This is a genomic window from Halobium salinum, assembly GCF_026586625.1.
In the GTDB taxonomy this organism is placed as follows: Archaea; Halobacteriota; Halobacteria; order Halobacteriales; family Haloferacaceae; genus Halobium; species Halobium salinum.
Genome location: NZ_JAODIW010000006.1, coordinates 1,092,553 through 1,114,815, shown reverse-complemented (window position 1 = coordinate 1,114,815; position 22,263 = coordinate 1,092,553). Strand labels below are relative to the sequence as shown.

Below are 22,263 nucleotides of genomic sequence, written 5' to 3'. Positions count from 1 at the left end.
GTACACGGGAGGACGGGGCGGTCTATCGCTCGGCCCGAGGCTGGGGGTTACCGCGTCCGAGTCCCGTCATCGCGACTCGGGCGTCGTCGACGGCGTCCCACCTCTCCCGACGCGGTCGGTTCGCTACCCTGTCGTGACTTCGACGGGTCGATAGCGGCGCTCCGCGTCGTCCCCCGGGCCAACCCCGTCGGCGACGACGTCGACCAGTCCCAACAGCGCGGCCCACGCCAGTCGCCGCTCGACCCCTTCGCGCCAGAACGCTTCCCAGTCGCGACGGCGGCTCCGTTCCCACTCGGGTACGCGGTCGCGGACGCGCTCGAAGGTCTCTTCGGCGGTGGCTCCCGGTTCGGTGTCGTCTCCCCGCACCTCCTCACTCCCCGAAAGCGCGTCGAGCACGTCGTCCGCGAGGTAGACTCGCTCGCGGAACGCCGTCCGCAGGCGTTGGAGGTCGGCCTCGGCGTCGGTCCGCCGGAACCCCGAGGCGGTCTCCTCGGCCAGCCCCAGCGCGCGGAGGAAGGTGAGCCACTCGCGAGCCACGTCGCGGCTGGGCAGGTCGAGCCGACGCACGAGCCGGGCACAGCAGTCGTCCTCGTCGCCGGGGACGAGCGGAACGGCGCGCTGGGCGTCGGCCACGAACTCTAGGCTCTCGGGCGCAGGCGGGACGGGTTTCAGTCGCATCTCGGTTTCTCCGGGGTCAGAACCCGAACGACTGCTTCAGGAGCGTCTCGCTCGGCTCGCCGAGGACATGTGTCGGGCCGTCGGCCACGTCGACGGTGACCTGCGCCGGGGCGAACACCGACTCGTCGACCTCGTAGAAGTCCCAGTCGGCGTCCTCGAATATCTGCTCGAACGGCGTGCCGTACTCCTCGGCCGCACTGGAGGGGAGCTCGTCGAAGCGGTCGAACTCCTCCGCGACGTGGAGGTACACCCGCCCGCCGTAGGCGAGCGCGTCGTTGGTGCGACCCATCGCCGTCGCCTCGTCGTAGCTGACGGGGGCGACCGGGGCGGACCCCTGTGCGGAGATGACGTCGTTCGGGTCGTACCCCAGTTCGGAGAGCCGGAAGACGGCGAGTTCGCAGGCGCGCGCGGCGGTGGCGACGCTCCCACAGAGGCTCCCCGTGGCGTAGGCCGGGAGGAAGACGGCGGAGGGTTCGACACCCGTCCGCTCGGCGACGTGTTCGGCGACGGCGTCGCCGGGCAGGCTCTCGCCCTCGACGGAGAGGACGGTCAGGTCGAACTCGTCGTAGTAGCCGACGCGCTCGAAGTCGGTCTCCTCGCCGACGAGTGCGCGGGCGGGGCCGCCCCCGAGCCCCTCGTAGCCGTCGATGGAGAGCTCCCAGCCGGCCTTCTGCGAGCAGAGGAGCACCACGCCGGGGTGGTCAGTCGACAGTTCGACGTGGGGAACCGTCGCACCGCCGATTTCGTCCATCCGGGTCTGGATGGTCGCCAACCCCGCCGTCTGAATCTCCGCGAGGAGCAGTCCCGCCTCCATCCCGCCCGCGGCCTCGACGCCGAAGTCGAGCACCGTCGCCCCCGAATCGAGTTCGTAGGCGGCGATGCCGAGTTCGTCGACGAAGTCGAGCGCCTCGTCGACGAGTTCGATGGCCATCCGGTTGATGCTGTCCATACGCGGGCTTCGGCGTTCTCGGGGAAAGGGTTTGTCAGTGCGGGCGCGCTTCGGACGCGCGGGACGGCGAGAGCGTCGCGGGAGCCGTCGGACCCATATCCTCGGCAGGCGTCTCTCTACCCGTGCTCGAACTCTACCAGGCCGAGTCCTGTCCCCACTCGGCGGACGTACGCGAGGCACTGACCCACCTCGGGCTCTCCTACGTGGTCCACAACCCGCGACTCCCCGGCGACGAGGGCGGCGACGTGCTGAACGAACAGACCTACGAGGAGCTCTTAGAACTCGGCGGCGAGGACGAAATCCCGTTCCTCGTCGACCACGCCCGCGGCGAGAGCCACTACGGGAGCGAGGAGATAATCGATTACGTGGAGAACCACTACGGCTGAGGGAATCGTGGCCGGGGTTGGGGGCGACGTCGTCGACGGCCGACCTGCTCGGTTCGTGGCGGCTCGTCGCAGGTCGTGGCGGCTCGTCGCGGGTCGTCACGGCTCGTCGACTTCGACGACGGACCCCTCCCGGTTCAGCGTCACCGAGAGCGTCTCCCCCTCGCGTTCGACGTCGATTCGCAGTCGGAGCGGTCGTTCCCCGACGACCACCTCGTGGCCCGGCCGGCAGAAGTCGACCGTCCAGAACGGCGTCGAGCCGAGGTCGGCGCCGCGCTCGTGGAGGAACGCCGTCGTCACCGGGAGCCGGCGGACCAGCGCGCCGACCGTGTACCCGCCGAGGAAGCCACAGCGGTCACACTCGGCCGCGAAGTGGTAGCCGTGGGCATCCGGGTCGGTCTCGTGGCGTCGAATCTCGCCGTCGACTTGGCCCTCACAGTCGGGGCAGACGCCCTCCCGCACCAGTTCGGCCTCCTGGGCCATCACCAGCCCGACGCGTGAGAGCGCCTCCTCGCCGCTGCAGCCCGCCACCAGACTCGGCGACGAGGGGAGGAGCAACTCGTGGTCCGCGTCGCCACAGCCGAGACCGAGACGGCCGTCGGTGTACCGAAGCCGGAGCGAGTCGCCACAGAAGCGACACTCGCCCGGGACGTCGACCGGGCCCCACGTCCAGTCCTCGTCGAAGACGCCGGCGGCGACGGCGACGACGACCGCCCGTCCGACCGGCGTGACCGCGTAGCCGTCCGACCCGTTCTCCACGAGCCCGTCCAGCCGGCCGAGGTGGTAGTTGAAGTTCCCCTTGTCGGGGGCGCCGACCCGGTCGCGCAGGTCCGAGTACGACACCCACGGCTCGCGCGGCGTCTCGTAGACGGCGTCGACCAGCTCTCGGAGGACCGCCAGTCGCGTCGGGTCGCTCACGAGTTCGAACACGTCGGTCGAGGGGTCCGACGACCCACCCTCGGACCGGTCGGCGCGGTCGGCGCTCGTAGCGTGGTCCGGGCGGTCTGAGCGGTCCGGGGGGTCGGCCATACGTCGTCCCCGGGCGGCCCGACGGAAAACGTTCCGAGAAGCGTCAACTACATTGGAGAATTCGCCTGCTCCGAGCGACTATCCTCTCCCCCGCCGAACCGATGACCGATGGCACCACGGCGACCACGCGCCGCCCCGACGGTCGAACGAATCGCCAGGAGCTACGAACCCGACCGCCGGTTCGTCGAGGCCGAGTCGCGTGCGGAGCGGGGTGACGAGTGAACGACGCCGACCGACGGCAGTTGCTCGACGAGGTGGACCGGCCGGGGGCGACGGTCGGAAAGGCGGTCCCCGAACGAGTCACGGTCCAGGGCGAGTCGCTCGCCCTCCGGGAGTTCGTCTTCGAGGCGAAGCGCCACGAGGTCGTCCCCGACGACCTCGAAGAGGAAGTCGAGGAGACGAAGCGGGAACTCCGTCGCGAGCGGCTCCGGCGCTACCAGCGAACCGAGCGCGAGGAGCTCTCGGTCGAGGAGGGCCGCCGACTGGTCGACAGCATCCACGGCATCGACCGCGCGCTCAATGCGCTGTCGACCCTCGAGCCGGTCGACTTGGAAGACGAGATGCGGGACGCGGCGGTCGAGAGCCACCGCGAGTGGTTCTCCTTCCTCCGGCAGATTCTGTGAAACGGCGGGTCCGCTTCGTCGGGTGCGCCGCCTCACTCGCGCTCACGCTTCGCCGGCCGGCCGAGTTCGCGTTCGACGGCGTCGACTTTCTCCCTCGCCGAACGGTCGTCCGTCCGCTTGTCGTCGACCTTCAGGAACGTACTGACGCGGTCGCCGTCGACGGCACGGTGGGCGGCCGCGGCGGCGGCGAACAGCTCGTCGGCGTCGTCGGCCTCGACGACGGTCCCCATCGGGTTGGTCTCGTAGGACACGTCGAAGGCGTCGAGGGCGGCGACGGCCTTCGCGACCTCCCCGGCCATGCTTCCCTCCCTGACCGGTGCGACGGAGAGTAGTGCGATGACAGTCATGGGGAGCAGGTCGACGCGAACGCGCCTAACTCTGTGGGTCGTCCGAACGAGTTACTCGCTCGACTTGCCACTCCCATCGCCGACGAAAACGCCGAGGAGACAGATGACGAGTCCGAGGAACAGTCCCCACGTGATGGGTGTCTGTGCCGGACCACCAGTTCGTCCCGCGACGACCGCGCTCACCAGATAGAAGCCGCTCACGAGGACGACCGCGACTCCGAACAGCATGAGGCGAACGCCGCGCACACATCACGCCTCCGGCGGGGGCGCATAAGCTCACCGACTCGTCGGGACGAGGAGTGTCCGATGGAGACGGACGGATACGGACGGGCCTGTTTTTCAAGCAACGGGGGGAACGCAGGAGTAGATGAATCCGAGTCCACGGGTCGAGCGCGCCCTCGAGGTCGGACGGGCCGTCGTCTTCGAGGCGCGCGCGGAGAAGGTGACGTTCCTCGCGGGCAGCGTCGCCTATCACGCGTTCGTCTCGCTGCTGCCCCTGTTCGTGCTCGTGTTGACAGTCGTCTCGACCGTCGGCAGTGAGCCGTTACAGGCGCAGTTTCTCGACGTGGTCGCCGCGATGGTCACGCCGGGGGCGAGAGACCTCCTCCTCGCCGAACTCGAGAGCGCCGACAGCGGTCTCACGCTGGTCGGCGGCGCCCTCCTCGTCTGGGGGACGCTCCGCATCTTCCGGGGGCTCGACACCGCGTTCTCGGACGTGTACGAGACCGAGGCCGAGAACACCTTCGCCGACCAACTCGTCGACGGCGTCGTCGTCCTCGTCACCTTCGCGTTCGCCATCGTCCTCGCCTCGGTGCTCCAGTCGATGCTCCCCGCCGGCGACGGCCTCCTCCCGTGGCTCCTGCGTCGACTGGGGCTCGCCGTCGGGCTGACGCTGACGTTCCTACCGATGTTCTACATTTTCCCCGACACGGAGCTGTCGGTCGTCGAGGTACTCCCCGGCGCGCTGTTCACGGGAGCGGGTCTCACCGCCCTGGAGTCGCTGTTCCGGGTCTACGTCGCCACCCGCGACCCCGGCAGCAGCGCCATCGCCGGGATTCTCGTCCTGCTGACGTGGCTGTACGTCAGCGGGCTCGTACTCCTGCTCGGCGTCGTCGTCAACGCGGTGCTGACGAACCGCAGCGCCGACGTGAACATCGAGCCGGTCATCGGGACTCATCGGCCGACACCCGAACCAGACCGTGCCGACCGGGCGATGCTCGTCAGGAGCCTCGGTGACCTCGACGGCCTGCTCGGCCGCGGCCGAGCGCTGACGGTCAGCGTCGACGGCGAGTCGGTGACGCTCCCGCCGCCCCAGCGGGTCGCGACCGACACCGACTCCGCGCTCGATGGCGTCGGCGACCCCGGACTCGGCCTCGAACTCCGGTGGGTTCCTCGGGACGACCGCGGACGGCGGAGTAGCGAACGGAGTCCCAGCGAATAGAGCCGTCGTCCGCCGACCCGTCCGACCTGTCGGAACCCCAGAAGCGGGGGTTATGTTCTCACAGCGCGTCGTATACACGTGTCTTCACAGTCTCTACCACCCCGAACCGACCGACGGCTCCGAGCGTCCGCGCGGCCGTCGAGGACGACGCTCACCAGCGACCACACCTCCGCGGGCGCCATCCCTCGGGGGGTTTCGCTCAGACACGAACGCCTCCCCCAGCAGGGGTTCGGCGAGGCGTTCCTCGTCTGGCGCTGTCTCGACTGCGGCGCGACGGGCGACCTCGAGGCGTTCCCGACCGCATGTGCGGACTGTGGCTCGCCGCGGGAACACCTCTACTACTACACCGAGGACTGACCGGGGCCGTCGCAACCGCGTGGCACCGGTCGTCGGCGCCGGTCGACACCGCGCCCGTACCACACCGCTCTTGAGCCACGCTCGCCTCACCAGTGACGTGTACCTCTCTCACCCCGTCCGGCGGATGCGCGACGAGCCACGTGACGGCGAGTCGGTCGCGCTGGTCGTCGAGCCTACGGCCGAGCCAACCGACGGCGCCGACGGTACCGAGGACACCGCCGACGCCGACGACGCGGTCGCGGCGGCCGTCGCCGACCTCGGTGGTACGGTGGAGCGACCGCTCCCCTTCGGCGCGCTCCTCGTCTCCATCCCACAGGAGGGAGTCGGGTCGCTCTGTGCGCGCGACGACATCGCCCGAATCGAGACCGCGGACACGCTCGGTTACGGAATCGACGAGGGCTGAGTCTCTCCCTTTCGGCACGCTACCATGGTATATCATGGGGGGCCTGCAACGGCGCCCATCAGACTTATCGACGTATCTCACGCAGTTTTCGGTGCGGTTCGGCACGAACCACGAGTTCAAGGGTCGGATGGCGTGCCGCACCGCACGCATTCCGGTTCGCGCCCGCTCGGGCGGCGTCCCGTCGACGCCTCCCGAGGGTGCGACTGCCCGTCCGGCCGACCCGCCGATGCCGGCACGTGCAAGGCCGACGGTGTGACCCATACGATTGTTGCAGGTATATACCGGAGCGACCGGTCCGGGCAGTCGGTCCGCGTCGTCAGCGGCGCCGTCGGCGGTGTCGACGGTGTCGCCGTGCCGTCCGAGCCGAACGGAACGGTGTCGTCATCCCCGGGGTCACCGTCGCGACAAGCACTCGACCGGCGAGTCCGACGGTGGACTGGGGCGAGCCAGCAGGTCGGAGGGTCCGCCGGCACTCTCGTCGTTACCCCGGCTCGTCGCCCGGGGGGTATCGTCGTAGCCAGTAGCTACTTCTGCCCGGTGCGCGTCGTTTCGGATACCGTTCGAGTTCACCTGACACGGGTGCGAACGGTTGTGCATTCCGGTCGGAACGTCTGAGCCGCGTTCCACTCGGGAGCCCCCCATTCCGGGGCTCCCATCACTTGTCATAACAAGCGGCACGCTCATGTAGGAACTTTTCTTAGCTACGAACGCGCACGTCGTCACTCGATTCCGACCGGAATGCAAATCGGCTCACTCGTGTCCGGACTCGTGGAGCGGCGACGTGCGACTCTCTCGAGAGAGCGACACCGAGTCCCGAGCGACGGCCCCACCCATCGCCGGTTCGAACGGGTCGGATGCTCCTCTCGTGACTCGTCGAACGGTACGAGAGCACTGCGAGGGGGGCCTCACGCGACCACGGGTTTCCGTTCGCCGATAGACACCACATCCGTTCCTTCAACATCTACCACTTACTCGAGCGATTGCGTGCCGAACGTCTCGAAAGTCTTCTTCGAATCAAAGGTGTTCTAGGTGTATAGCGACGACTCAGGACAAACGCTAAATACTGAGGGAGGTTCGGTAGAGATGCGAAGAACAGCACGCCAATCGAAACGAGAGCGACGACGGGCCCCGTGCGGTCGTATCGACCGGTCTTCGGGGCTCTCCGCGTTCCGCCGCGGACTCCGTCCATCACGACTCCGCGGCGCTTGTCATGGTCGAAGGGCGCGTACTACACCCTTCTCGAATCGAACAGACCCGAACCTCCGTCGACCGCCGCCCAGACCCGGGCGGCGGTTCACATTCCTTCTTTGCGCCCGCGCGAAACCGAGCGCGAGGAGGTCGAACCGACGCCGACCCAGCCGCCGTGTTCGCCGGTCGGCTCCTTCCAAACCCGCGTTCGACGAGGAACACTTCGTGTTGCGCGACTGGCGGGCGAAGGTGTCGTACTCGCGCATCGGTGTGACCGCCGACATTACCTCGCGAAGTGACCACTCGTCGAATTCGCCGACAACCGTTCGAGCGCCTCGTAGCACTCCTCGAACCGACCTCCCCGGAGTCGGGCGAGGAAGTGCGCCGGCTTGGATTCGAACCACGGTCGCTCCGCTCACTTCGTTCGCGTCGCTCCCTGTTTCGAATCCCTTCGGTCCGACTTCGACTCGTACCGCGGGCGAGCGACACGCACGGCGGTCGCTCGTGGGGTAGCTTCGTCAGAAGTGCGCTGGCTGGGATTTGAACCACGGTCGTTTCGCTCGCTTGGCTGGCTGCACTCTCTGGTTCAAATCACAGCGTTCCGCATACAGCGGACTCGGGCACGTCGCGGCGCGACCAGACGCGCCGCTTGGTGTGTGAGTCCTGTAGAAGTGCGCTGGCTGGGATTTGAACCCAGGTTGTGACCATGGCAAGGTCACGTGATACCACTACACTACCAGCGCGTTCACGCGTTCTGCGCATTTCATGCTGAGTGCCGGACCGTTATTAAGCGTTCCGGAATCTCCCCAAAATCGGGGGACGACGTGGGGGTTCCTCCCACGAGATGGCGACGCACGAAACCCCGGTCGCCGTGGGTGTGACGCCCTCTCAGCCCGCCATCGTTTCGCTACCCTTTTAGGCGCGTATCGGGAATCATCGTCACAGTCTAGTGGCGCGGCGACCCTACGAGGGCCATGACACACACCGTGTGCATCCCGTCCTCGCTCGTCCGCGAGGCCGAAGACAAACGCGAGGCAACTCGCAAGGTCGGCTACGTCGCCCGCGCGGCGACGATATTCAACGCGGACCGGGTCGTCGTCTTCCCTGATCGAACGGGGGAGCGCCGCTGGGGTGAAGGCTTCGTCGTCACCGTGCTCCGGTACGCCGCGACGCCCCCACACCTCCGTCAGGAGGCGTGGGACGTTCGCGACGAACTGGAGTACGCCGGCGTGCTACCGCCCCTGCGCGTCGCGTCACAGACCGGCTCTGCCCCCGACGGGTCGGAGTCGTTAACACAGGGAATCGTGACCGAGGTCGGACCTGAAGGCCGCGTTCGGGTCACTTGCGGACTGCAACACCCGATCTCCCTCCACGCTCCGGACGGAATGGAGCCCTCGGAGGGGGAGCGCGTCACCGTCAGGATCTCTTCGCGAGAACCGGTCCGTGCCCGCCTCGTCGACGAGCCCCAGCCGGGGTACGTCGTCGAACGGACGGACCTCACGGAAGTCCTCGGCCGCAGGGACGCCGGCGTCCGCATCGCGACGTCGCGACACGGACAGCCGCTCACCGTCCCGTGGCTGGGAGACCTGACCCGGGACGTCGAGGCAGACGGGATGACCGTCGCCTTCGGCGCCCCCGGTCGAGGACTGCCGGACATCCTCGGCATCGACGTCGACGACGTCGGCGCCGCTGCCGGGACCGCCGCCGGCGCCGGGGGGAAGGACTCCCCCGGACCCGGCGGAGTCGAACCCGTTGCCGATCCGGGGTTCGACCTCTGGCTGAATACGATTCCGCGGCAAGGCAGCGAGGTCGTGCGAACGGAAGAGGCTCTGTTCGCCTCCCTCGCCTGCCTCACACTCACGGAGTGATCACATGCCACAACCAAGCAGACCACGAAAAGGCTCGCTGGGCTTCGGCCCGCGTACGCGAGCGGCCAGTGAGGTGCCACGAATCCGTTCGTGGCCCGACGACGACGGGTCGCCCGCACTGCAGGGGTTCGCCGGCTACAAGGCCGGGATGACCCACGTCGTGATGGTCAACGACGAGTCCAACTCCCCGCGCGAGGGGATGGAGGAGTCGGTGCCCGTCACGGTCGTCGAGACCCCGCCGATGCGCGCCGTCGCGCTCCGAGCCTACGAAGAGACGCCGTATGGAAAGAAACCGCTCACCGAGGTCTGGACGTCCGAGTTCCACGAGGAGCTCGACCGGACGCTCAGCCTGCCGGAGGAGGACACGTTCGACGACGACGCGGACGAGCTGCGCTCGCTCATCGACGACGGACGCGTCTCGGACCTGCGCGTCGTCACGCACACCGTCCCCTCCGACGTCGTGAACGTGCCGAAGAAGAAACCCGACGTGATGGAGACTCGCGTCGGCGGCGGCTCGCTCTCCGAGCGCGCCGACTTCGCACTCGACCTCGTTTCCGAGGGCGGCGAACACGCCATGGAGGACGTGTTCCGCCCCGGCGAGTACCTCGACGTCAGCGGCATCACGAAGGGGAAGGGCACCCAGGGCCCCGTCAAGCGCTGGGGCGTCCAGAAGCGGAAGGGTAAGCACGCCCGCCAGGGGTGGCGGCGCCGAATCGGTAACCTCGGCCCGTGGAACCCCTCCCGCGTGCGCTCGACCGTCCCCCAGCAGGGCCAGACGGGCTACCACCAGCGCACCGAGCTCAACAAGCGCCTCATCGACGTCGGCGACGACGACGAAGCCTCCGTCGACGGCGGCTTCGTCGATTACGGTGTCGTCGACGGCCCGTACGCGCTCGTGAAGGGCTCGCTGCCCGGCCCCGACAAGCGGCTCCTGCGGTTCCGCCCGGCCATCCGGCCGAACGACCAGCCGCGCCTCGACCCCGAGGTGCGCTACGTCTCCACCGCCTCGAACCAGGGATAACTCATGGAAGCGAACATTCGAGACCTGGACGGCGAGGACGCGGGCACGCTCGACCTGCCCGAGGTATTCGAGACGGCCTACCGGCCGGACCTCATCGAGCGAGCCGTCGTCGCCGCCCAGGCAAACCGGAAGCAGAAGTACGGCGCCGACCCCTACGCGGGCATGCGGACGCCCGCAGAGTCCCTCGGCTCCGGTCGCGGCATGGCCCACGTCCCCCGTGAGAACGGGCAGGGTCGCCGCGTCCCGCAAACCGTGGGTGGCCGCAAGGCCCACCCGCCGAAAGCCGAGAAGGACTGGGGGAAGAAAGTGAACAAGAAGGAGCGCAAGCTCGCCGTCCGCTCGGCCATCGCGGCCACGACGGACGCCGAACTCGTCGCCGAACGCGGTCACCGCTTCGACGACGACCTCGCGCTCCCGCTCGTCGTCAGCGACGACTTCGAGGACCTCGTGAAGACCAAGGAGGTCGTCTCGTTCCTCGAAGCCGTCGGCATCCACCAGGACGTCGAGCACGCCGACGAGAACCGCCGAATTCGGGCCGGCCGCGGGAAGACCCGCGGACGGAAGTACACGCGCCCGACCTCGGTCCTGTTCGTCACGAGCGGCGAGCCGTCGAAGGCCGCCCGCAACCTGGCGGGCGTCGACGTCGCCACCGCGAGCGACGTGAACGCCGAGGACCTGGCGCCCGGCACGCACGCCGGCCGCCTGACGGTGTGGACCGAGAGCGCAGTCGAGGAGGTGGCCGACCGATGAGTTCCGTCGCACGCGGTGCGTACGACGACCTCATCGTTCTCACCGGAGGTGAGAGCCGATGAGCGTCATCGAGCACCCGCTGGTCACCGAGAAGGCGATGAACCAGATGGACTTCGACAACAAGCTCCAGTTCATGGTCGACCTCGACGCGCACAAGCCCGAGATCAAAGAGGAAGTCGAGTCCCGCTACGACGTGTCCGTCGTCAAGCTCAACACGCAGGTGACCCCGCAGGGGAGAAAGAAGGCGACGCTCACGCTGAGCGAGGACGACGACGCACAGGAGATCGCCTCGCGCATCGGGGTGTTCTGACAATGGGACGACGAATTCAGGGACAGCGACGTGGTCGCGGGGGCTCCACCTTCCGCGCCCCGTCGCACCGATACAAAGCAGAGCTCACGCACAAGAAGGCCGAGGAGTCGGACACCGTCGCGGGCGAGGTCGTCGACATCGAGCACGACCCCGCACGCAGCGCGCCGCTCGCGGCCGTCCAGTTCGAGGACGGGGACCAGCGCCTCGTGCTCGCCCCGGAGGGCGTCGGCGTCGGCGACCGACTGCAGGTCGGCGTCTCCGCCGAAATCAAGCCCGGCAACACGCTCCCGCTCGCGGAGATTCCCGAGGGGGTTCCGGTGTGTAACGTCGAGCGCCAGCCCGGCGACGGCGGCAAGTTCGCCCGCGCCTCGGGCGTCTCGGCGCAGCTGCTCTCTCACGACCGCCGCGTCGCGGTCGTGAAGCTGCCCAGCGGCGAGGTCAAGCGCCTCAACCCGCAGTGTCGCGCCACCATCGGCGTGGTCGCCGGCGGCGGTCGGACGGAGAAGCCGTTCGTCAAGGCCGGCAACAAGTACCACAAGATGAAGGCTCGCGGGACGAAGTACCCGCGCGTCCGCGGTGTCGCCATGAACGCCGTCGACCACCCGTTCGGTGGCGGCGGCCGACAGCACCCCGGCAAGCCCAAGTCCGTCTCGCGGGACGCCCCGCCGGGACGCAAGGTCGGAGACATCGCCTCGCGGCGCACGGGCCGCGGCGGCAAAGGAGGTAACAAACAATGAGTCAGGAGTACCGAACCGGCCGCGAAGGTGAGTTCACCTACCGCGGTCACACGCTCGACGAACTGCAGGAGATGGACGTCGACGAGGTCGCCGAACTGCTGCCCGCTCGCCAGCGGCGAACCATCCAGCGAGGCCTCACCCAGGAGCACGAGAAGCTCATCGAGAAGGCCGAGCGACTCGACGCGGAGGAGTCCGCGAACAACCCGATTCGGACGCACCTGCGCGACATGCCGGTGCTTCCGGCGTTCGTCGACAAGACGTTCGCCATCTACACGGGCCAGTCGTTCGAGCGCGTCCGCATCGAGCCCGAGATGATCGGACACTACCTGGGCGAGTTCCAGTTGACGCGCAAGTCCGTCTCGCACGGCCAGGCCGGCATCGGCGCGACCCGGTCCTCGAAGTTCGTGCCCCTCAAGTAACACCATGGGAATCAACTACAGCGTCGAGGCCGACCCCGACACGACGGCGAAAGCCATGCTCCGGGAGCGGCCCATCAGCCTGAAGCACAGCAAGGCCATCGCGAAGGCCATCAAGGGCAAGACGGTCGCCGAGGCCGAGGCGTACCTGCAGGACGTCGTCGACGAGAAGCAGTCGGTGCCGTTCAAGCAGCACAACTCCGGGGTCGGTCACCGCTCGGACATCGACGGCTGGGACGCCGGACGCTACCCCGAGAAGGCCAGCGAGGACTTCCTCAAACTGCTCGAGAACGTCTCGAACAACGCCGACGAGCAGGGGTTCGACGGCGAGTCCATGGTCATCGCACACGTCGCTCCCCACAAGGTGGGCGAGCGCATGGGTCGACAGCCGCGCGCGTTCGGTCGCGCCGACCCGTGGAACACGACGCTCTGTGACGTCGAGATAATCATCGCAGAGGAGGACGCCGAATAATGGCAGACGAACACCAGTTCATCGAGAACGGGCTCCAGCGCTCGCAGATCGACGAGTTCTTCGCCAGCGAACTCGGCCGAGCCGGCTACGGCGGCATGGACGTCGCCAAGACGCCGATGGGCACGCAGATCGTGCTCAAGGCCGAGAAACCCGGGATGGTCATCGGGAAAGGTGGGAAGAACATTCGGAAGGTCACCCGCGAGCTCGAGGAGCGATTCGACCTCGATGACCCACAGATCGACGTACAGGAGGTCGACGAGCCGGACCTGAACGCCCGCATCGTCGCCGACCGCCTCGCCAACGCGCTCGAGCGCGGCTGGTACTTCCGCAAGGCGGGTCACACGACCATCGACCGCATCATGGACGCCGGCGCGCTCGGCGCCGAGATCAAGCTCAACGGCAAGGTCACGGGCGCCCGCTCGCGCGACGAGAAGTTCAACCGCGGCTACATCAAGCACAACGGCGAGCCCGCCGAGTCCGTCGTGGACACGGGCCAGGGCGTCGCCGTGATGAAGCTCGGCACCATCGGCGTCACGGTGAAGATCATCCCGCCGGGTGCGCAGCTGCCCGACGACTTCGCCGTCGCCGAGGACGCCGAGGTCGAGGCCGTCGAGCAGGTCGAGCCCAGCGAGGGTGTCGAGGGTCTACTCGAGGAGCCCGACGACGAGAAGCTCCCCGACGAGGGCGAGGACGCCGACGACGTGCCCGGCGAGCACGCGGGCGAGGAGTCCGCGGAGGAGGTCATCGACGAGGACGTCGTCGAGGAGGTCATCGAGGAGACCGGCGACGTCGCCTCCCGCAGCGAGTCCGCCGAGCCGGAACCGCAGGAGGCTCCGGAGGCAACCGGCGACGTCGAGGAGGACGAACCCGACCTCGACGAGGCCGGCGCCGACGAGTCCGAGGTCGAAGAGACCACGCCCGAGGCCGACGAGGCCGACATCGACGAGGAGGTCGAGCAGGAGGCTGCCGACCTCGTCGCCGAGATGGAGGGTGAGGAGGACGCCGACGTCGACGTCGACGCCGACGAGGAGGAGTCGACCGACGGCTCCGCGGCGGCCGACACGGAGGACGACGAATAATGGCCATCCTCCACACCGAGGAGATCCGCGACATGACGCCCGCCGAGCGAGAGGCGGAACTCGAGGAGATGGAGACGGAAATCCTCAACGCGAAGGCCGTGCAGGCGGCCGGTGGCGCCCCGGAGAACCCGGGTCGCATCGGCGAACTGAAGCGGACGGTCGCCCGAATCAAGACGATTCAGCGCGAAGAAGGCGACTTCAACGACGAGTAACACCACGATGAGCCTGACACCCGAGACCCTCACGCGACACGAACTCAACGGCCTCTCCGCGCGGGTGGTCGACGCCGACAACCCCGACCTCGTCGGGGTAGCCGGCCGTGTCGTCGTCGAGACCCAGCAGACGCTGCATCTCGACGACGGGACTCGGGTCCGTCAGGTCCCCAAGCGGGGGACGGCGTTCGAGTTCGAGCTCGTCGATGACGACGCGCTCGGGTTCGAACACGGCGCCGACACACGGTCGGCGTCCGAAACGGCCGGCGACGGCCCGGGAGCCGCCACGGAGGCGGACCGGGTCGACGCGCCGACAGCCACAGATGAAGCCGCGGAGCGCCGCAAGGCCTCCGGGTCCGTGTCCAAACGGGGGTCGGAAACTCCCGGGGTCCGCCCCGGGCAGTCTGGCTCGACCCACGAGGGCTCGCGCGACGCCGATTCCGCGTCGCGTGACCGCCAGGATACGGTCTACGTTACGGTGGATGGGGTAACACTGCTCTCACGACCCGCTCATCGCACCGAAACCACAGGTGATTCCAGATGGCGATAGGACTGAACGTACCGGAACCGGAGGAGACCTGCTCCGACGCGGACTGCCCGTTCCACGGCTCGCTCGCCGTGCGAGGGCAGACGCTCGAGGGCACCGTCGCCTCCACTGACATGGAGAAGACCGTGGTCGTCGAACGCGAGTACGACGTGTTCGTGCCGAAGTACGACCGATACATGAAACGTCGTTCCCGCGTCCCAGCTCACGCACCGCCGTGCCTCGAGCTGAACCGCGGCGACACGGTCCAGATAGTTGAGACCCGACCGCTCTCGAAGACGAAATCGCACGTCGTCGTCGAGAAGCTGGAGTCCGCGGACCCGGCCGACCTGGTCGAGTCCGTCGACCCGAGCCAGCACGCCGACGAGGCGGTCGAAGAGACCACCGGCAACGTGACCGAGGGGGCTTCCGACGAACGGAGCCCGGAGGGTAACTGATGGAGGCTCTCAAGGCCGACGTCACCCAGGGCCTCGAGAAGGGCTCGCTCGTCACGTGCGCCGACAACACCGGAGCCCGGCAGCTGAAGGTTATCAGCGTCGCCGGCTACTCCGGGACGAAGAACCGACACCCCAAAGCCGGGATCGGCGACAAGGTGACCGTCTCGGTCACCAAGGGCACGCCGGAGATGCGACGACAGGTCCTCGAGGCCGTCGTCGTTCGCCAGCGCAAGTCCATCCGCCGCCCCGACGGCACTCGCCTCAAGTTCGAGGACAACGCGGCCGTCCTCATCGACGACATGCAGGAGCCCCGCGGCACGGAGATCAAGGGCCCCATCGCACGCGAGGTCGCCGAGCGCTTCGGGAGCATCGCAAGCACCGCCACGATGATCGTATGACGCGACAACCACGCAAACAGCGAAACCAGCGACGCGACGCGCCGCTGCACGAGCGCCAGAAGCAGGTCCGTGCACCGCTGTCGCCCGAACTCCGCGACGAGTACGGGCGCCGGAACGTGCGTGTCAACGCGGGCGACACCGTCGAGGTGCTCCGCGGCGACTTCGCCGGCACCGAGGCCGAGGTGGCCGAGGTCGACCTCACGGACGAGGTCATCCGAGTCGAAGACGTCGTCGTCGAGAAGGCGGACGGGGAGGAGGTTCTCCGGCCGCTGGACGCCTCGAACGTCCGCGTCGTCGAGCTGGACCTCGAAGACGAGCGCCGCGAGGCCCGTCTCGAATCCGACTCTGACACGGAGGGTGACGAATGACGAAACACCAGAAGCGACTCTCGGTACCGAACTCCTGGCCGGTCGAACGGAAGGAGGAGACGTTCACCGTCAAGGCGGGCGCGGGCCCGCACGGTGAGGCCGGCGTCCCGCTGGTCATCGTCCTGCGGGACGTGCTCGGCTACGTCGACTCCGTCAAGGAAGCGCGCTACGCGCTGAATCAGGGCACCGTGCTCGTCAACGGCGACGCCGTGTCGGACCACCGCCGTCCCATCGGCATGTTCGACATCATCGCGTTCACCGAGCGCGGCGAGTACTACCGCGTCTTCCCCGACGAGGGCGGTCGGCTCGCGCTGACCCCCATCGACGAGGGCGACGCGGAGTCCCGTCTCGGGAAGGTCGTCGGCAAGCGCAACGTCCCCGGCGGGGACGTCCAGCTCTCGCTGCACGACGGGACGACGCTCGTCGTCGACGACGACGCCGAGTACGCCGGCGGCGACTCGCTCGTCGTCGACTCCGAGTCGAAGGACGTCGTCGCCCACTTCGTCTACGAGGAGGGCGCGCTCGTCACGGCCGTCGACGGCGCCCACGCGGGCAAGGTCGGCACGCTCGACGAGATCAGGGTGACGCCCGGCTCCGGGTCGAACACCGTCTCCGTCTCCCAGGACGAGGGCGACGGCTTCGAGACCGTCGAGGAGTACCTCGTCGTCATCGACGAGAACTTCGTCGGCGACGAGGAGGACGCGGTCACGACGACCGACACCGACGACGACTCCCGCATCGAGGCGGCGGACGAAAGCGAGGACGAGGACGAGGTGACTGAGGAATGAGCGCCGACTCCGAGTTCGACAACGAGATGCGCGAACCCACCGTCGAGAAGGTCGTCGTCCACATGGGCGTCGGCGAAGGTGGGCGCGAGCTCGCCAAGGCCGAGGACATCCTCGAAGCGGTCACCGGTCAGGAGAGCGTCCGGACCCAGTCCGGGCGCGCCGGACAGGACTTCGGCGTCCGGCGGGGGACTCCCGTCGGCGCGAAGGTGACCCTGCGCGGCGACACCGCCGAGGAGTTCCTCGAGACGGCGCTCCCGCTGACGGACCTGAAGCGCTCGCAGTTCGACGACGCGGGCAACTTCTCGTTCGGCGTCGAGGAGCACACCGAGTTCCCGAGCCAGGAGTACGACCCGAACGTCGGCATCTACGGGCTCGACGTGACGGTGAACCTGGTCCGGCCGGGCTACCGCGTCGCCAAGCGCGACAAGGTGACCCGTTCCATCCCCTCGGGGCACAAGCTGACCGTGGACGACGCGGTCGCCTACCTCGAGGCGAACTTCGACGTGGAGGTAGACGAATGAGCGAGAGCCAGCACGACGAACAGACCCCGGACGGCGACGTGACGGGGGAGCACACGGGCCGACGCACCGGCAATCAGAACGAGTGCCGGCGCTGTGGCCGCAAGCAGGGGCTCGTCGGGAAGTACGACATCAACCTCTGCCGGCAGTGCTTCCGCGAGGTCGCCCGCTCGATGGGCTTCAAGAAGTACCGATAACCATGGCGGAAAACGACCCACTCAGTGGCGCGCTCTCCGGCGTCGACAACGCCGAGAGCGTCGGCCACCTGACGCACACGGTAGAGCCCGCCTCGAACATCATCGGCTCCGTCCTCGAGGTCTTCTACGACCGCGGGTACATCGACGGCTTCGAGTTCGTCGAAGACGGCAAGTCGGGGAAGTTCGAGGTCGAACTGACCGGCGCCATCAATCGATGCGGCGCGGTCAAGCCCCGCTACTCGGCGGGCGCGAACGACTTCGAGAAGTGGGAGAAGCGGTTCCTCCCCGCCCGCGACTACGGGGCACTCGTCGTCACGACCAGCCACGGCGTCATGAGCCACTACGAGGCCCGCGACCAGGGCATCGGTGGCCAGGTCATCGCATACGTATACTGACCATGTCAGAGAACCGAATCGAAATCGAGATCCCCGAGGACGTGTCCGCCGAGGTCGACCACTTCGACCTGACGGTGGAGGGGCCGAACGGGTCCGTCACGCGACGGCTCTGGTTCCCGAACGTCTCGGTGGACGTAGCAGAGACCGAGAGCGAGGACGGCGAGACCGTCGACGCGGTCGTCGTCTCCTCGCCCGAGACCGACGCCAAGACGAACGCGACGCTCGGCACCTTCGCCTCCCACATCCGGAACGCCTTCCACGGCGTCACCGACGGTTGGGAGTACGAGATGGAAGTGTTCTACAACCACTTCCCGATGCAGGTCGACGTCGAGGGCGACGAAGTCGTCATCTCGAACTTCCTCGGCGAGAAGGCCGACCGCCGGACGACCGTCCGCGGGGACACGCAGGTCCAGGTCGACGGCGAGGAGCTCACGCTCTCCGGTCCGAGCAAGGAGGACGTGGGCCAGACCGCCGCCGACATCGAACAGCTCACGCGCGTCAAGGGCAAAGACACCCGCGTCTTCCAGGACGGCGTGTACATCACCCAGAAACCCACGAAGGCAGGTGAGGCCTGATGGCTGACGACATCGAGAACGTAACTGACATCGACGGCGTCGGTCCCTCCAAGGCCGAGGCGCTCGCGGACGCCGGCTACGAATCGGTCGACGACCTGCGCGAGGCCACGGCCGAGGAGCTGACCGAGGTCGAGGGTATCAGCGAGGCCCTCGCCGCCGACATCGTCGCCCAGCTGTCGGGCGTCGAGTCGGAGCTCGACGAGGACGAGGAAGTCGTCGTCGACGAGGACGAAGACGAGGGTCCCGAGGACCTCGAGGACATCAGCGGTGTCGGCCCGTCGAAGGCCGACGCGCTGCGCGAGGCCGGCTACGAGTCCGTCGAGGACGTCAAGGCCGCGAGCCAGTCCGAGCTGGCCGACGTCGAGGGCATCGGTAACGCCCTCGCCGCCCGTATCAAGGCGGACGTCGGCGGGCTCGAAGTCCGCGAGGAGGACGAGACCGAGGCCGAAGTCGAAGACGAGGGCGAACCCGAGGAGCCCGAGGAGGACGTGGAGACGGAACTGCGTCCCCGCGGACACGCCGACAAGACGCCCGAACTCGACGACGAGACGGCTCGTGCACTCGGCCAGAAGCACCGGGAGTCCACGCCGCAGTTCAACCGGCAGGACTACCACAAGAAAAAGCGCGTCCCGACCTCGTGGCGCCGCCCCCGCGGTCAGCTCTCGAAGCAGCGCCGCGGCATCAAGGGGAAGGGCGACACGGTCGAGGCGGGCTTCCGCTCGCCGACGGCCGCCCGTGGTCTGCACCCGAGCGGCTTCGAGGAGGTCCGTGTGCACAACACGAACGACCTCGAGGGCGTCGACCCCGACACGCAGGCGGTCCGTATCGCCAGCGGCGTCGGCGGTCGCAAGCGCGAGCGTATCGAGGACGAGTGTGAGGACCGCGAGATTCGCGTCCTCAACCCGACCTACGTCGAAGTGGAGGTCGACGGATGACTGACCTGAAGGCACAGAAGCGAATGGCCGCCGACATCCTCGACGTCGGGAAGAACAGCGTCTGGTTCGACCCCGAGGCTCAGGCGGAGATCGCCGAGGCCATCACGCGCGAGGACGTTCGCGAGCTGGTCGACCAGGGGACCATCCGGGCCGAGGAGGCCAAGGGGAACTCCCGCGGTCGCGCCCGCGAGCGCAACGAGAAGCGCGCCTACGGCCACCGGAAGGGCCCGGGCTCCCGCAAGGGGAAGTCCGGCGGCCGCCAGAACTCGAAGGACGAATGGATCAGCCGAATCCGCGCCCAGCGGGCTCGCCTCAAGGAGCTCCGCGACGACGGACCCCTCGACCGGACCCAGTACAGAACGCTGTACAACAAGGCGTCCGGCGGGGAGTTCGACAGCGTGGACCGGCTCGAAGCGTACATCCGGAACAACTACGGCATCACGCTGGAGGACGAGTAAAATGGCAACAGGACCACGATACCGCGTCCCGATGCGTCGCCGTCGCGAGGTTCGGACCGACTACCATCAGAGGTTGCGCCTGCTGAAATCCGGCAAGCCGCGCCTCGTCGCGCGCCTGTCGAACAAGCACGTCAGGGCGCAGCTGGCGACACCCGGTCCGAACGGCGACGAGATTCACGCCGCCGCGACCAGCGAGGACCTGTCGGAGTACGGCTGGGAGGCGCCGACCGCGAACCTCCCCGCAGCGTACCTGACGGGCTACCTCGCCGGCACGCGCGCGGTCGAGGCCGGCCTCGAGGAGGCGGTCCTCGACATCGGTCTCAACACGGCGACGCCGGGAAGCAAAGCGTTCGCAGTACAGGAAGGCGCAATCGACGCGGGGCTCGAGATTCCCCACAACGAGAGCGTGCTGGCGGACTGGTCGCGTAACCGCGGCGAGCACATCGCCGAGTACGCAGAGCAGCTCGACGAGCCGCTCTACGGCGGGGAGTTCGACGCCACCGAACTGCCCGAGCACTTCGACGACGTGCTCGGTCGACTGCAGGAGGACGACTCATGAGCCGAAACAACAACGGCTGGGAGCCGCGCACGCGGCTCGGCCGCAAGGTACAGGACGGCGACATCACCGACATGCAGCAGGCCCTCGACTCGGGCCTGCCACTGAAGGAGTCCGAGATCGTCGACCAGCTCCTCCCCGGACTGGACGACGAGGTGCTGGACATCAACATGGTCCAGCGCATGACCGACTCCGGTCGGCGCGTGAAGTTCCGGTGTGTCTGTGCGGTGGGCAACCGGGACGGGTTCCTCGGCTACGCCGAGGCTCGCGACGACCAGGTCGGCTCGGCCATCCAGAAGGCCATCAACGTCGCCAAGCTGAACATCATCTCCGTGGACCGCGGCTCCGGTTCGTGGGAGGACCGCCCCGGCGGCGTCAACTCCCTCACCCGGAAGGCCGAGGGGAAGGCCGGCTCGGTCACCGTCGAGATCATCCCCGCCCCGCAGGGACTGGGGCTCGCGGCGGCGCCGACCGTCCGTAACATCCTCGAACTCGCCGGCGTGCAGGACGCCTGGACGCAGTCCAACGGGAACACGCGTACAACGGTCAACCTCGCGAAGGCGACCTACAACGCGCTGACCAACGCCTCGCAGTCGCGGATGCCCCGACGGGCCCGCGAGAAGCGCCGCGAGGTGGAGCGATGAAAGCGGTCGTGCAGCTCCGCGGCGAGAAGGACCTGCCGCAGGACAAGCGCGACACGCTGAAGATGCTCAACATCCACAACGTGAACCACTGCGTGTTCATCCCCGAGAGCGACACGTACACCGGGATGGTGACGAAGGTCAACGACCACGTCGCCTACGGCGAACCCTCAGTGGAGACGGTCGCCACCCTGCTCGCGAAGCGCGCCGAACCCCTCCAGGGGAAGGAGGCCGTCGACGAGCAGTGGCTCGCCGACAACACGGAGTACGACTCCTTCGAGGCGCTCGCCGAGGCCATCCACGCCGAGGAGACGCACCTCAAGGAGCAGGGGCTCTCGCCTGCGCTCCGCCTCCACCCGCCGCGCGGCGGGCACCGTGGCATCAAGCACCCGACCAAGGAGGGCGGTCAGCTCGGGAAGCACACGACCGAGCAGATCGACGAACTCCTGGAGGACATGCGATGACGGACAAGAAGCGACGCCAGCGCGGCTCGCGCACGCACGGCGGCGGCACGCACAAGAACCGGCGCGGCGCCGGAAACCGCGGCGGTCGCGGGAAGGCGGGCCGCGACAAGCACGAGATGCACAACTACCCCTCCCGTGAGAAGCACGGGTTCAAGCGCCCCGAGGACGCCCAGGAGGACGTCCTCGAGGTGCGCGTGCAGAAGCTCGACGAGGACGCGGCGCTGTACGCCGCCGACGGTCTCGCCGAGGAGGAGGGTGACGGCTACCGTCTCGACGCCCGCGATGTCGTCGAGGACGCCTACGACGCCGACGTGGTGAAGGTGCTCGCCGGCGGGCAGGTCCGCCAGGAGCTGCACGTCGTCGCCGACGCGTTCACCGACCGCGCCCGCGAACTCATCGAGGACGCGGGCGGCAGCGCGGAGCTCTCCGAGCGCGGCGAGGAGCGCGCGGAGCGGATGGCGGCGTCCGACGAGGACGACGACGAGTCGGACGAGTAAGCCGGCCTTTTCCCTTCACCGTCGTTTCGCCGTTTTCGGATTTTGGTCACGCGAAGTACGCTTCGTGAGCGTCGCCGCTCCGTTCACGACCGGGTCGGTCGTGTGACTTCGACCCTGGTAGTATCGACTCCGAGTGCGTTCGTGTCTAGCAAACCGAGAGTAGAGCGAGCTACAGTTTCCGGACGAATTGACGAAAGCCCCCGCCGTCTCGGCGGTTCTGACTCGCTGT

General features: G+C 68.1%; 34 protein-coding genes, 1 tRNA gene and 1 pseudogene. 30 read left to right on the top strand and 6 right to left on the bottom strand.

What is annotated here, in order from left to right:
- Positions 1-123: 123 nt before the first annotated feature.
- A complete protein-coding gene (locus tag N5095_RS08990; RefSeq protein WP_267622433.1) occupies positions 124-678 on the bottom strand; it encodes a double winged helix-containing putative transcriptional regulator in 555 nt (184 codons plus the stop codon).
- Between the two features lie 16 nt (positions 679-694).
- On the bottom strand, positions 695-1,627 hold the full coding sequence (gene mch / locus N5095_RS08985) for a methenyltetrahydromethanopterin cyclohydrolase (RefSeq protein ID WP_267622432.1): 933 nt from the start codon (positions 1,625-1,627) through the stop codon (positions 695-697).
- A 122-nt stretch (positions 1,628-1,749) separates the two neighbouring features.
- Here mch and N5095_RS08980 point away from each other — a divergent pair, with 122 nt between their 5' ends.
- Complete coding sequence (locus tag N5095_RS08980) at positions 1,750-2,013, top strand: glutathione S-transferase N-terminal domain-containing protein (protein ID WP_267622431.1); 264 nt, start codon at positions 1,750-1,752, stop codon at positions 2,011-2,013.
- 96 nt (positions 2,014-2,109) lie between these two features.
- Here the strand turns inward: N5095_RS08980 and N5095_RS08975 are convergent, their stop codons facing one another.
- On the bottom strand, positions 2,110-3,039 hold the full coding sequence (locus tag N5095_RS08975; RefSeq protein WP_267622430.1) for a winged helix-turn-helix domain-containing protein: 930 nt from the start codon (positions 3,037-3,039) through the stop codon (positions 2,110-2,112).
- Between the two features lie 218 nt (positions 3,040-3,257).
- Between N5095_RS08975 and N5095_RS08970 the strand changes: the two genes are divergently transcribed.
- On the top strand, positions 3,258-3,662 hold the full coding sequence (locus tag N5095_RS08970) for a DUF5788 family protein (RefSeq protein ID WP_267622429.1): 405 nt from the start codon (positions 3,258-3,260) through the stop codon (positions 3,660-3,662).
- Between the two features lie 32 nt (positions 3,663-3,694).
- On the opposite strand, the gene N5095_RS08965 is transcribed toward N5095_RS08970, so the two are convergent.
- Positions 3,695-4,009 (bottom strand): MTH1187 family thiamine-binding protein, encoded by a 315-nt coding sequence (locus N5095_RS08965; protein WP_267622428.1) that lies wholly within the window; start codon positions 4,007-4,009, stop codon positions 3,695-3,697.
- A gap of 51 nt (positions 4,010-4,060) precedes the next feature.
- The gene (locus N5095_RS08960) at positions 4,061-4,255 is read right to left on the bottom strand and encodes a hypothetical protein (RefSeq protein WP_267622427.1); all 195 of its coding nucleotides are present in this window, start codon (positions 4,253-4,255) and stop codon (positions 4,061-4,063) included.
- 121 nt (positions 4,256-4,376) lie between these two features.
- On the opposite strand from N5095_RS08960, the gene N5095_RS08955 reads away from it, so the two are divergent.
- The 3 genes from N5095_RS08955 (at position 4,377) to N5095_RS08945 (ending at position 6,210) form a co-directional block, all read left to right on the top strand.
- On the top strand, positions 4,377-5,450 hold the full coding sequence (locus N5095_RS08955) for a YihY/virulence factor BrkB family protein (protein ID WP_267622426.1): 1,074 nt from the start codon (positions 4,377-4,379) through the stop codon (positions 5,448-5,450).
- A gap of 78 nt (positions 5,451-5,528) precedes the next feature.
- Complete coding sequence (locus tag N5095_RS08950) at positions 5,529-5,807, top strand: DUF7130 family rubredoxin-like protein (protein ID WP_267622425.1); 279 nt, start codon at positions 5,529-5,531, stop codon at positions 5,805-5,807.
- A gap of 97 nt (positions 5,808-5,904) precedes the next feature.
- A complete protein-coding gene (locus N5095_RS08945) occupies positions 5,905-6,210 on the top strand; it encodes a hypothetical protein (RefSeq protein ID WP_267622424.1) in 306 nt (101 codons plus the stop codon).
- Between the two features lie 1,860 nt (positions 6,211-8,070).
- Here the strand turns inward: N5095_RS08945 and N5095_RS08940 are convergent.
- Positions 8,071-8,141: transfer RNA gene (locus N5095_RS08940), tRNA-Gly, on the bottom strand.
- Between the two features lie 231 nt (positions 8,142-8,372).
- Between N5095_RS08940 and N5095_RS08935 the strand changes: the two genes are divergently transcribed.
- The 25 genes and pseudogenes from N5095_RS08935 (at position 8,373) to N5095_RS08815 (ending at position 22,034) form a co-directional block, all read left to right on the top strand.
- Positions 8,373-9,266 carry an RNA methyltransferase gene (locus N5095_RS08935; protein ID WP_267622423.1) on the top strand — a complete coding sequence of 298 codons (894 nt, stop codon included), beginning with the start codon at positions 8,373-8,375 and terminating at the stop codon, positions 9,264-9,266.
- Positions 9,267-9,270: 4 nt separating this feature from the next.
- Positions 9,271-10,287 carry a 50S ribosomal protein L3 gene (locus N5095_RS08930; protein ID WP_267622422.1) on the top strand — a complete coding sequence of 339 codons (1,017 nt, stop codon included), beginning with the start codon at positions 9,271-9,273 and terminating at the stop codon, positions 10,285-10,287.
- Positions 10,288-10,290: 3 nt separating this feature from the next.
- Positions 10,291-11,037: a 50S ribosomal protein L4 gene (gene rpl4p / locus N5095_RS08925; protein WP_267622421.1), complete on the top strand. Its 747-nt coding sequence runs from the start codon at positions 10,291-10,293 to the stop codon at positions 11,035-11,037.
- A gap of 58 nt (positions 11,038-11,095) precedes the next feature.
- A complete protein-coding gene (locus N5095_RS08920; RefSeq protein WP_267622420.1) occupies positions 11,096-11,347 on the top strand; it encodes a 50S ribosomal protein L23 in 252 nt (83 codons plus the stop codon).
- Positions 11,348-11,349: 2 nt separating this feature from the next.
- The gene (locus N5095_RS08915; protein WP_267622419.1) at positions 11,350-12,084 is read left to right on the top strand and encodes a 50S ribosomal protein L2; all 735 of its coding nucleotides are present in this window, start codon (positions 11,350-11,352) and stop codon (positions 12,082-12,084) included.
- Positions 12,081-12,503 carry a 30S ribosomal protein S19 gene (locus N5095_RS08910; protein ID WP_267622418.1) on the top strand — a complete coding sequence of 141 codons (423 nt, stop codon included), beginning with the start codon at positions 12,081-12,083 and terminating at the stop codon, positions 12,501-12,503. Before N5095_RS08915 ends, N5095_RS08910 begins: the two co-directional genes overlap by 4 nt.
- Positions 12,504-12,507: 4 nt before the next feature.
- Positions 12,508-12,972, top strand: coding sequence for a 50S ribosomal protein L22 (locus N5095_RS08905; RefSeq protein ID WP_267622417.1), 465 nt, complete (start codon positions 12,508-12,510; stop codon positions 12,970-12,972).
- Positions 12,972-14,051, top strand: coding sequence for a 30S ribosomal protein S3 (locus N5095_RS08900; RefSeq protein ID WP_267622416.1), 1,080 nt, complete (start codon positions 12,972-12,974; stop codon positions 14,049-14,051). Before N5095_RS08905 ends, N5095_RS08900 begins: the two co-directional genes overlap by 1 nt.
- Positions 14,051-14,263: a 50S ribosomal protein L29 gene (gene rpmC / locus N5095_RS08895; RefSeq protein ID WP_267622415.1), complete on the top strand. Its 213-nt coding sequence runs from the start codon at positions 14,051-14,053 to the stop codon at positions 14,261-14,263. Before N5095_RS08900 ends, rpmC begins: the two co-directional genes overlap by 1 nt.
- A 7-nt stretch (positions 14,264-14,270) precedes the next feature.
- Entirely contained in the window at positions 14,271-14,813 is a 543-nt protein-coding gene (locus tag N5095_RS08890; protein WP_267622414.1) for a ribonuclease P protein component 1, read from the top strand.
- Positions 14,804-15,244, top strand: coding sequence for a 30S ribosomal protein S17 (locus N5095_RS08885; RefSeq protein WP_390202869.1), 441 nt, complete (start codon positions 14,804-14,806; stop codon positions 15,242-15,244). Before N5095_RS08890 ends, N5095_RS08885 begins: the two co-directional genes overlap by 10 nt.
- Positions 15,244-15,642 (top strand): 50S ribosomal protein L14, encoded by a 399-nt coding sequence (locus N5095_RS08880; RefSeq protein WP_267622413.1) that lies wholly within the window; start codon positions 15,244-15,246, stop codon positions 15,640-15,642. Before N5095_RS08885 ends, N5095_RS08880 begins: the two co-directional genes overlap by 1 nt.
- Positions 15,639-16,010, top strand: a complete 372-nt coding sequence (rplX, locus tag N5095_RS08875) for a 50S ribosomal protein L24 (protein WP_267622412.1) — start codon at positions 15,639-15,641, stop codon at positions 16,008-16,010. Before N5095_RS08880 ends, rplX begins: the two co-directional genes overlap by 4 nt.
- Positions 16,007-16,798, top strand: a complete 792-nt coding sequence (locus N5095_RS08870) for a 30S ribosomal protein S4e (protein ID WP_267622411.1) — start codon at positions 16,007-16,009, stop codon at positions 16,796-16,798. The genes rplX and N5095_RS08870 overlap by 4 nt, the downstream gene beginning before the upstream one ends.
- Positions 16,795-17,319 carry a 50S ribosomal protein L5 gene (locus N5095_RS08865; protein ID WP_267622410.1) on the top strand — a complete coding sequence of 175 codons (525 nt, stop codon included), beginning with the start codon at positions 16,795-16,797 and terminating at the stop codon, positions 17,317-17,319. The genes N5095_RS08870 and N5095_RS08865 overlap by 4 nt, the downstream gene beginning before the upstream one ends.
- Entirely contained in the window at positions 17,316-17,513 is a 198-nt protein-coding gene (locus N5095_RS08860; RefSeq protein WP_267622409.1) for a 30S ribosomal protein S14, read from the top strand. Before N5095_RS08865 ends, N5095_RS08860 begins: the two co-directional genes overlap by 4 nt.
- Positions 17,514-17,515: 2 nt before the next feature.
- A complete protein-coding gene (locus N5095_RS08855; protein WP_267622408.1) occupies positions 17,516-17,908 on the top strand; it encodes a 30S ribosomal protein S8 in 393 nt (130 codons plus the stop codon).
- A gap of 2 nt (positions 17,909-17,910) precedes the next feature.
- Positions 17,911-18,483: a 50S ribosomal protein L6 gene (locus N5095_RS08850; protein ID WP_267622407.1), complete on the top strand. Its 573-nt coding sequence runs from the start codon at positions 17,911-17,913 to the stop codon at positions 18,481-18,483.
- Positions 18,483-18,599 (top strand): annotated as a pseudogene (locus N5095_RS08845) (helix-hairpin-helix domain-containing protein); the annotation flags it as partial. The gene N5095_RS08850 and the pseudogene N5095_RS08845, both read left to right, overlap by 1 nt.
- 57 nt (positions 18,600-18,656) lie before the next feature.
- Positions 18,657-19,418 (top strand): 50S ribosomal protein L32e, encoded by a 762-nt coding sequence (locus N5095_RS08840; protein ID WP_267623025.1) that lies wholly within the window; start codon positions 18,657-18,659, stop codon positions 19,416-19,418.
- The gene (locus tag N5095_RS08835) at positions 19,415-19,876 is read left to right on the top strand and encodes a 50S ribosomal protein L19e (RefSeq protein WP_267622406.1); all 462 of its coding nucleotides are present in this window, start codon (positions 19,415-19,417) and stop codon (positions 19,874-19,876) included. The genes N5095_RS08840 and N5095_RS08835 overlap by 4 nt, the downstream gene beginning before the upstream one ends.
- A 1-nt stretch (position 19,877) precedes the next feature.
- Positions 19,878-20,435: a 50S ribosomal protein L18 gene (locus tag N5095_RS08830; RefSeq protein ID WP_267622405.1), complete on the top strand. Its 558-nt coding sequence runs from the start codon at positions 19,878-19,880 to the stop codon at positions 20,433-20,435.
- Complete coding sequence (locus tag N5095_RS08825; protein WP_267622404.1) at positions 20,432-21,076, top strand: 30S ribosomal protein S5; 645 nt, start codon at positions 20,432-20,434, stop codon at positions 21,074-21,076. Before N5095_RS08830 ends, N5095_RS08825 begins: the two co-directional genes overlap by 4 nt.
- Positions 21,073-21,537 (top strand): 50S ribosomal protein L30, encoded by a 465-nt coding sequence (locus N5095_RS08820; RefSeq protein WP_267622403.1) that lies wholly within the window; start codon positions 21,073-21,075, stop codon positions 21,535-21,537. The genes N5095_RS08825 and N5095_RS08820 overlap by 4 nt, the downstream gene beginning before the upstream one ends.
- Positions 21,534-22,034: an uL15m family ribosomal protein gene (locus tag N5095_RS08815; protein WP_267622402.1), complete on the top strand. Its 501-nt coding sequence runs from the start codon at positions 21,534-21,536 to the stop codon at positions 22,032-22,034. Before N5095_RS08820 ends, N5095_RS08815 begins: the two co-directional genes overlap by 4 nt.
- The last annotated feature ends 229 nt before the right edge of the window (positions 22,035-22,263 follow it).

Bases quoted from the DNA above. Each gene is read 5' to 3' on its own strand.
- N5095_RS08990 (WP_267622433.1), bottom strand. From the start codon at position 678: ATGCGACTGAAACCCGTCCCGCCTGCGCCCGAGAGCCTAGAGTTCGTG.
- mch (WP_267622432.1), bottom strand. From the start codon at position 1,627: ATGGACAGCATCAACCGGATGGCCATCGAACTCGTCGACGAGGCGCTC.
- N5095_RS08975 (WP_267622430.1), bottom strand. From the start codon at position 3,039: ATGGCCGACCCCCCGGACCGCTCAGACCGCCCGGACCACGCTACGAGC.
- N5095_RS08965 (WP_267622428.1), bottom strand. From the start codon at position 4,009: ATGACTGTCATCGCACTACTCTCCGTCGCACCGGTCAGGGAGGGAAGC.
- N5095_RS08955 (WP_267622426.1), top strand. From the start codon at position 4,377: ATGAATCCGAGTCCACGGGTCGAGCGCGCCCTCGAGGTCGGACGGGCC.
- N5095_RS08935 (WP_267622423.1), top strand. From the start codon at position 8,373: ATGACACACACCGTGTGCATCCCGTCCTCGCTCGTCCGCGAGGCCGAA.
- N5095_RS08930 (WP_267622422.1), top strand. From the start codon at position 9,271: ATGCCACAACCAAGCAGACCACGAAAAGGCTCGCTGGGCTTCGGCCCG.
- rpl4p (WP_267622421.1), top strand. From the start codon at position 10,291: ATGGAAGCGAACATTCGAGACCTGGACGGCGAGGACGCGGGCACGCTC.
- N5095_RS08920 (WP_267622420.1), top strand. From the start codon at position 11,096: ATGAGCGTCATCGAGCACCCGCTGGTCACCGAGAAGGCGATGAACCAG.
- N5095_RS08915 (WP_267622419.1), top strand. From the start codon at position 11,350: ATGGGACGACGAATTCAGGGACAGCGACGTGGTCGCGGGGGCTCCACC.
- N5095_RS08910 (WP_267622418.1), top strand. From the start codon at position 12,081: ATGAGTCAGGAGTACCGAACCGGCCGCGAAGGTGAGTTCACCTACCGC.
- N5095_RS08905 (WP_267622417.1), top strand. From the start codon at position 12,508: ATGGGAATCAACTACAGCGTCGAGGCCGACCCCGACACGACGGCGAAA.
- N5095_RS08900 (WP_267622416.1), top strand. From the start codon at position 12,972: ATGGCAGACGAACACCAGTTCATCGAGAACGGGCTCCAGCGCTCGCAG.
- rpmC (WP_267622415.1), top strand. From the start codon at position 14,051: ATGGCCATCCTCCACACCGAGGAGATCCGCGACATGACGCCCGCCGAG.
- N5095_RS08890 (WP_267622414.1), top strand. From the start codon at position 14,271: ATGAGCCTGACACCCGAGACCCTCACGCGACACGAACTCAACGGCCTC.
- N5095_RS08885 (WP_390202869.1), top strand. From the start codon at position 14,804: ATGGCGATAGGACTGAACGTACCGGAACCGGAGGAGACCTGCTCCGAC.
- N5095_RS08880 (WP_267622413.1), top strand. From the start codon at position 15,244: ATGGAGGCTCTCAAGGCCGACGTCACCCAGGGCCTCGAGAAGGGCTCG.
- rplX (WP_267622412.1), top strand. From the start codon at position 15,639: ATGACGCGACAACCACGCAAACAGCGAAACCAGCGACGCGACGCGCCG.
- N5095_RS08870 (WP_267622411.1), top strand. From the start codon at position 16,007: ATGACGAAACACCAGAAGCGACTCTCGGTACCGAACTCCTGGCCGGTC.
- N5095_RS08865 (WP_267622410.1), top strand. From the start codon at position 16,795: ATGAGCGCCGACTCCGAGTTCGACAACGAGATGCGCGAACCCACCGTC.
- N5095_RS08860 (WP_267622409.1), top strand. From the start codon at position 17,316: ATGAGCGAGAGCCAGCACGACGAACAGACCCCGGACGGCGACGTGACG.
- N5095_RS08855 (WP_267622408.1), top strand. From the start codon at position 17,516: ATGGCGGAAAACGACCCACTCAGTGGCGCGCTCTCCGGCGTCGACAAC.
- N5095_RS08850 (WP_267622407.1), top strand. From the start codon at position 17,911: ATGTCAGAGAACCGAATCGAAATCGAGATCCCCGAGGACGTGTCCGCC.
- N5095_RS08835 (WP_267622406.1), top strand. From the start codon at position 19,415: ATGACTGACCTGAAGGCACAGAAGCGAATGGCCGCCGACATCCTCGAC.
- N5095_RS08830 (WP_267622405.1), top strand. From the start codon at position 19,878: ATGGCAACAGGACCACGATACCGCGTCCCGATGCGTCGCCGTCGCGAG.
- N5095_RS08825 (WP_267622404.1), top strand. From the start codon at position 20,432: ATGAGCCGAAACAACAACGGCTGGGAGCCGCGCACGCGGCTCGGCCGC.
- N5095_RS08820 (WP_267622403.1), top strand. From the start codon at position 21,073: ATGAAAGCGGTCGTGCAGCTCCGCGGCGAGAAGGACCTGCCGCAGGAC.
- N5095_RS08815 (WP_267622402.1), top strand. From the start codon at position 21,534: ATGACGGACAAGAAGCGACGCCAGCGCGGCTCGCGCACGCACGGCGGC.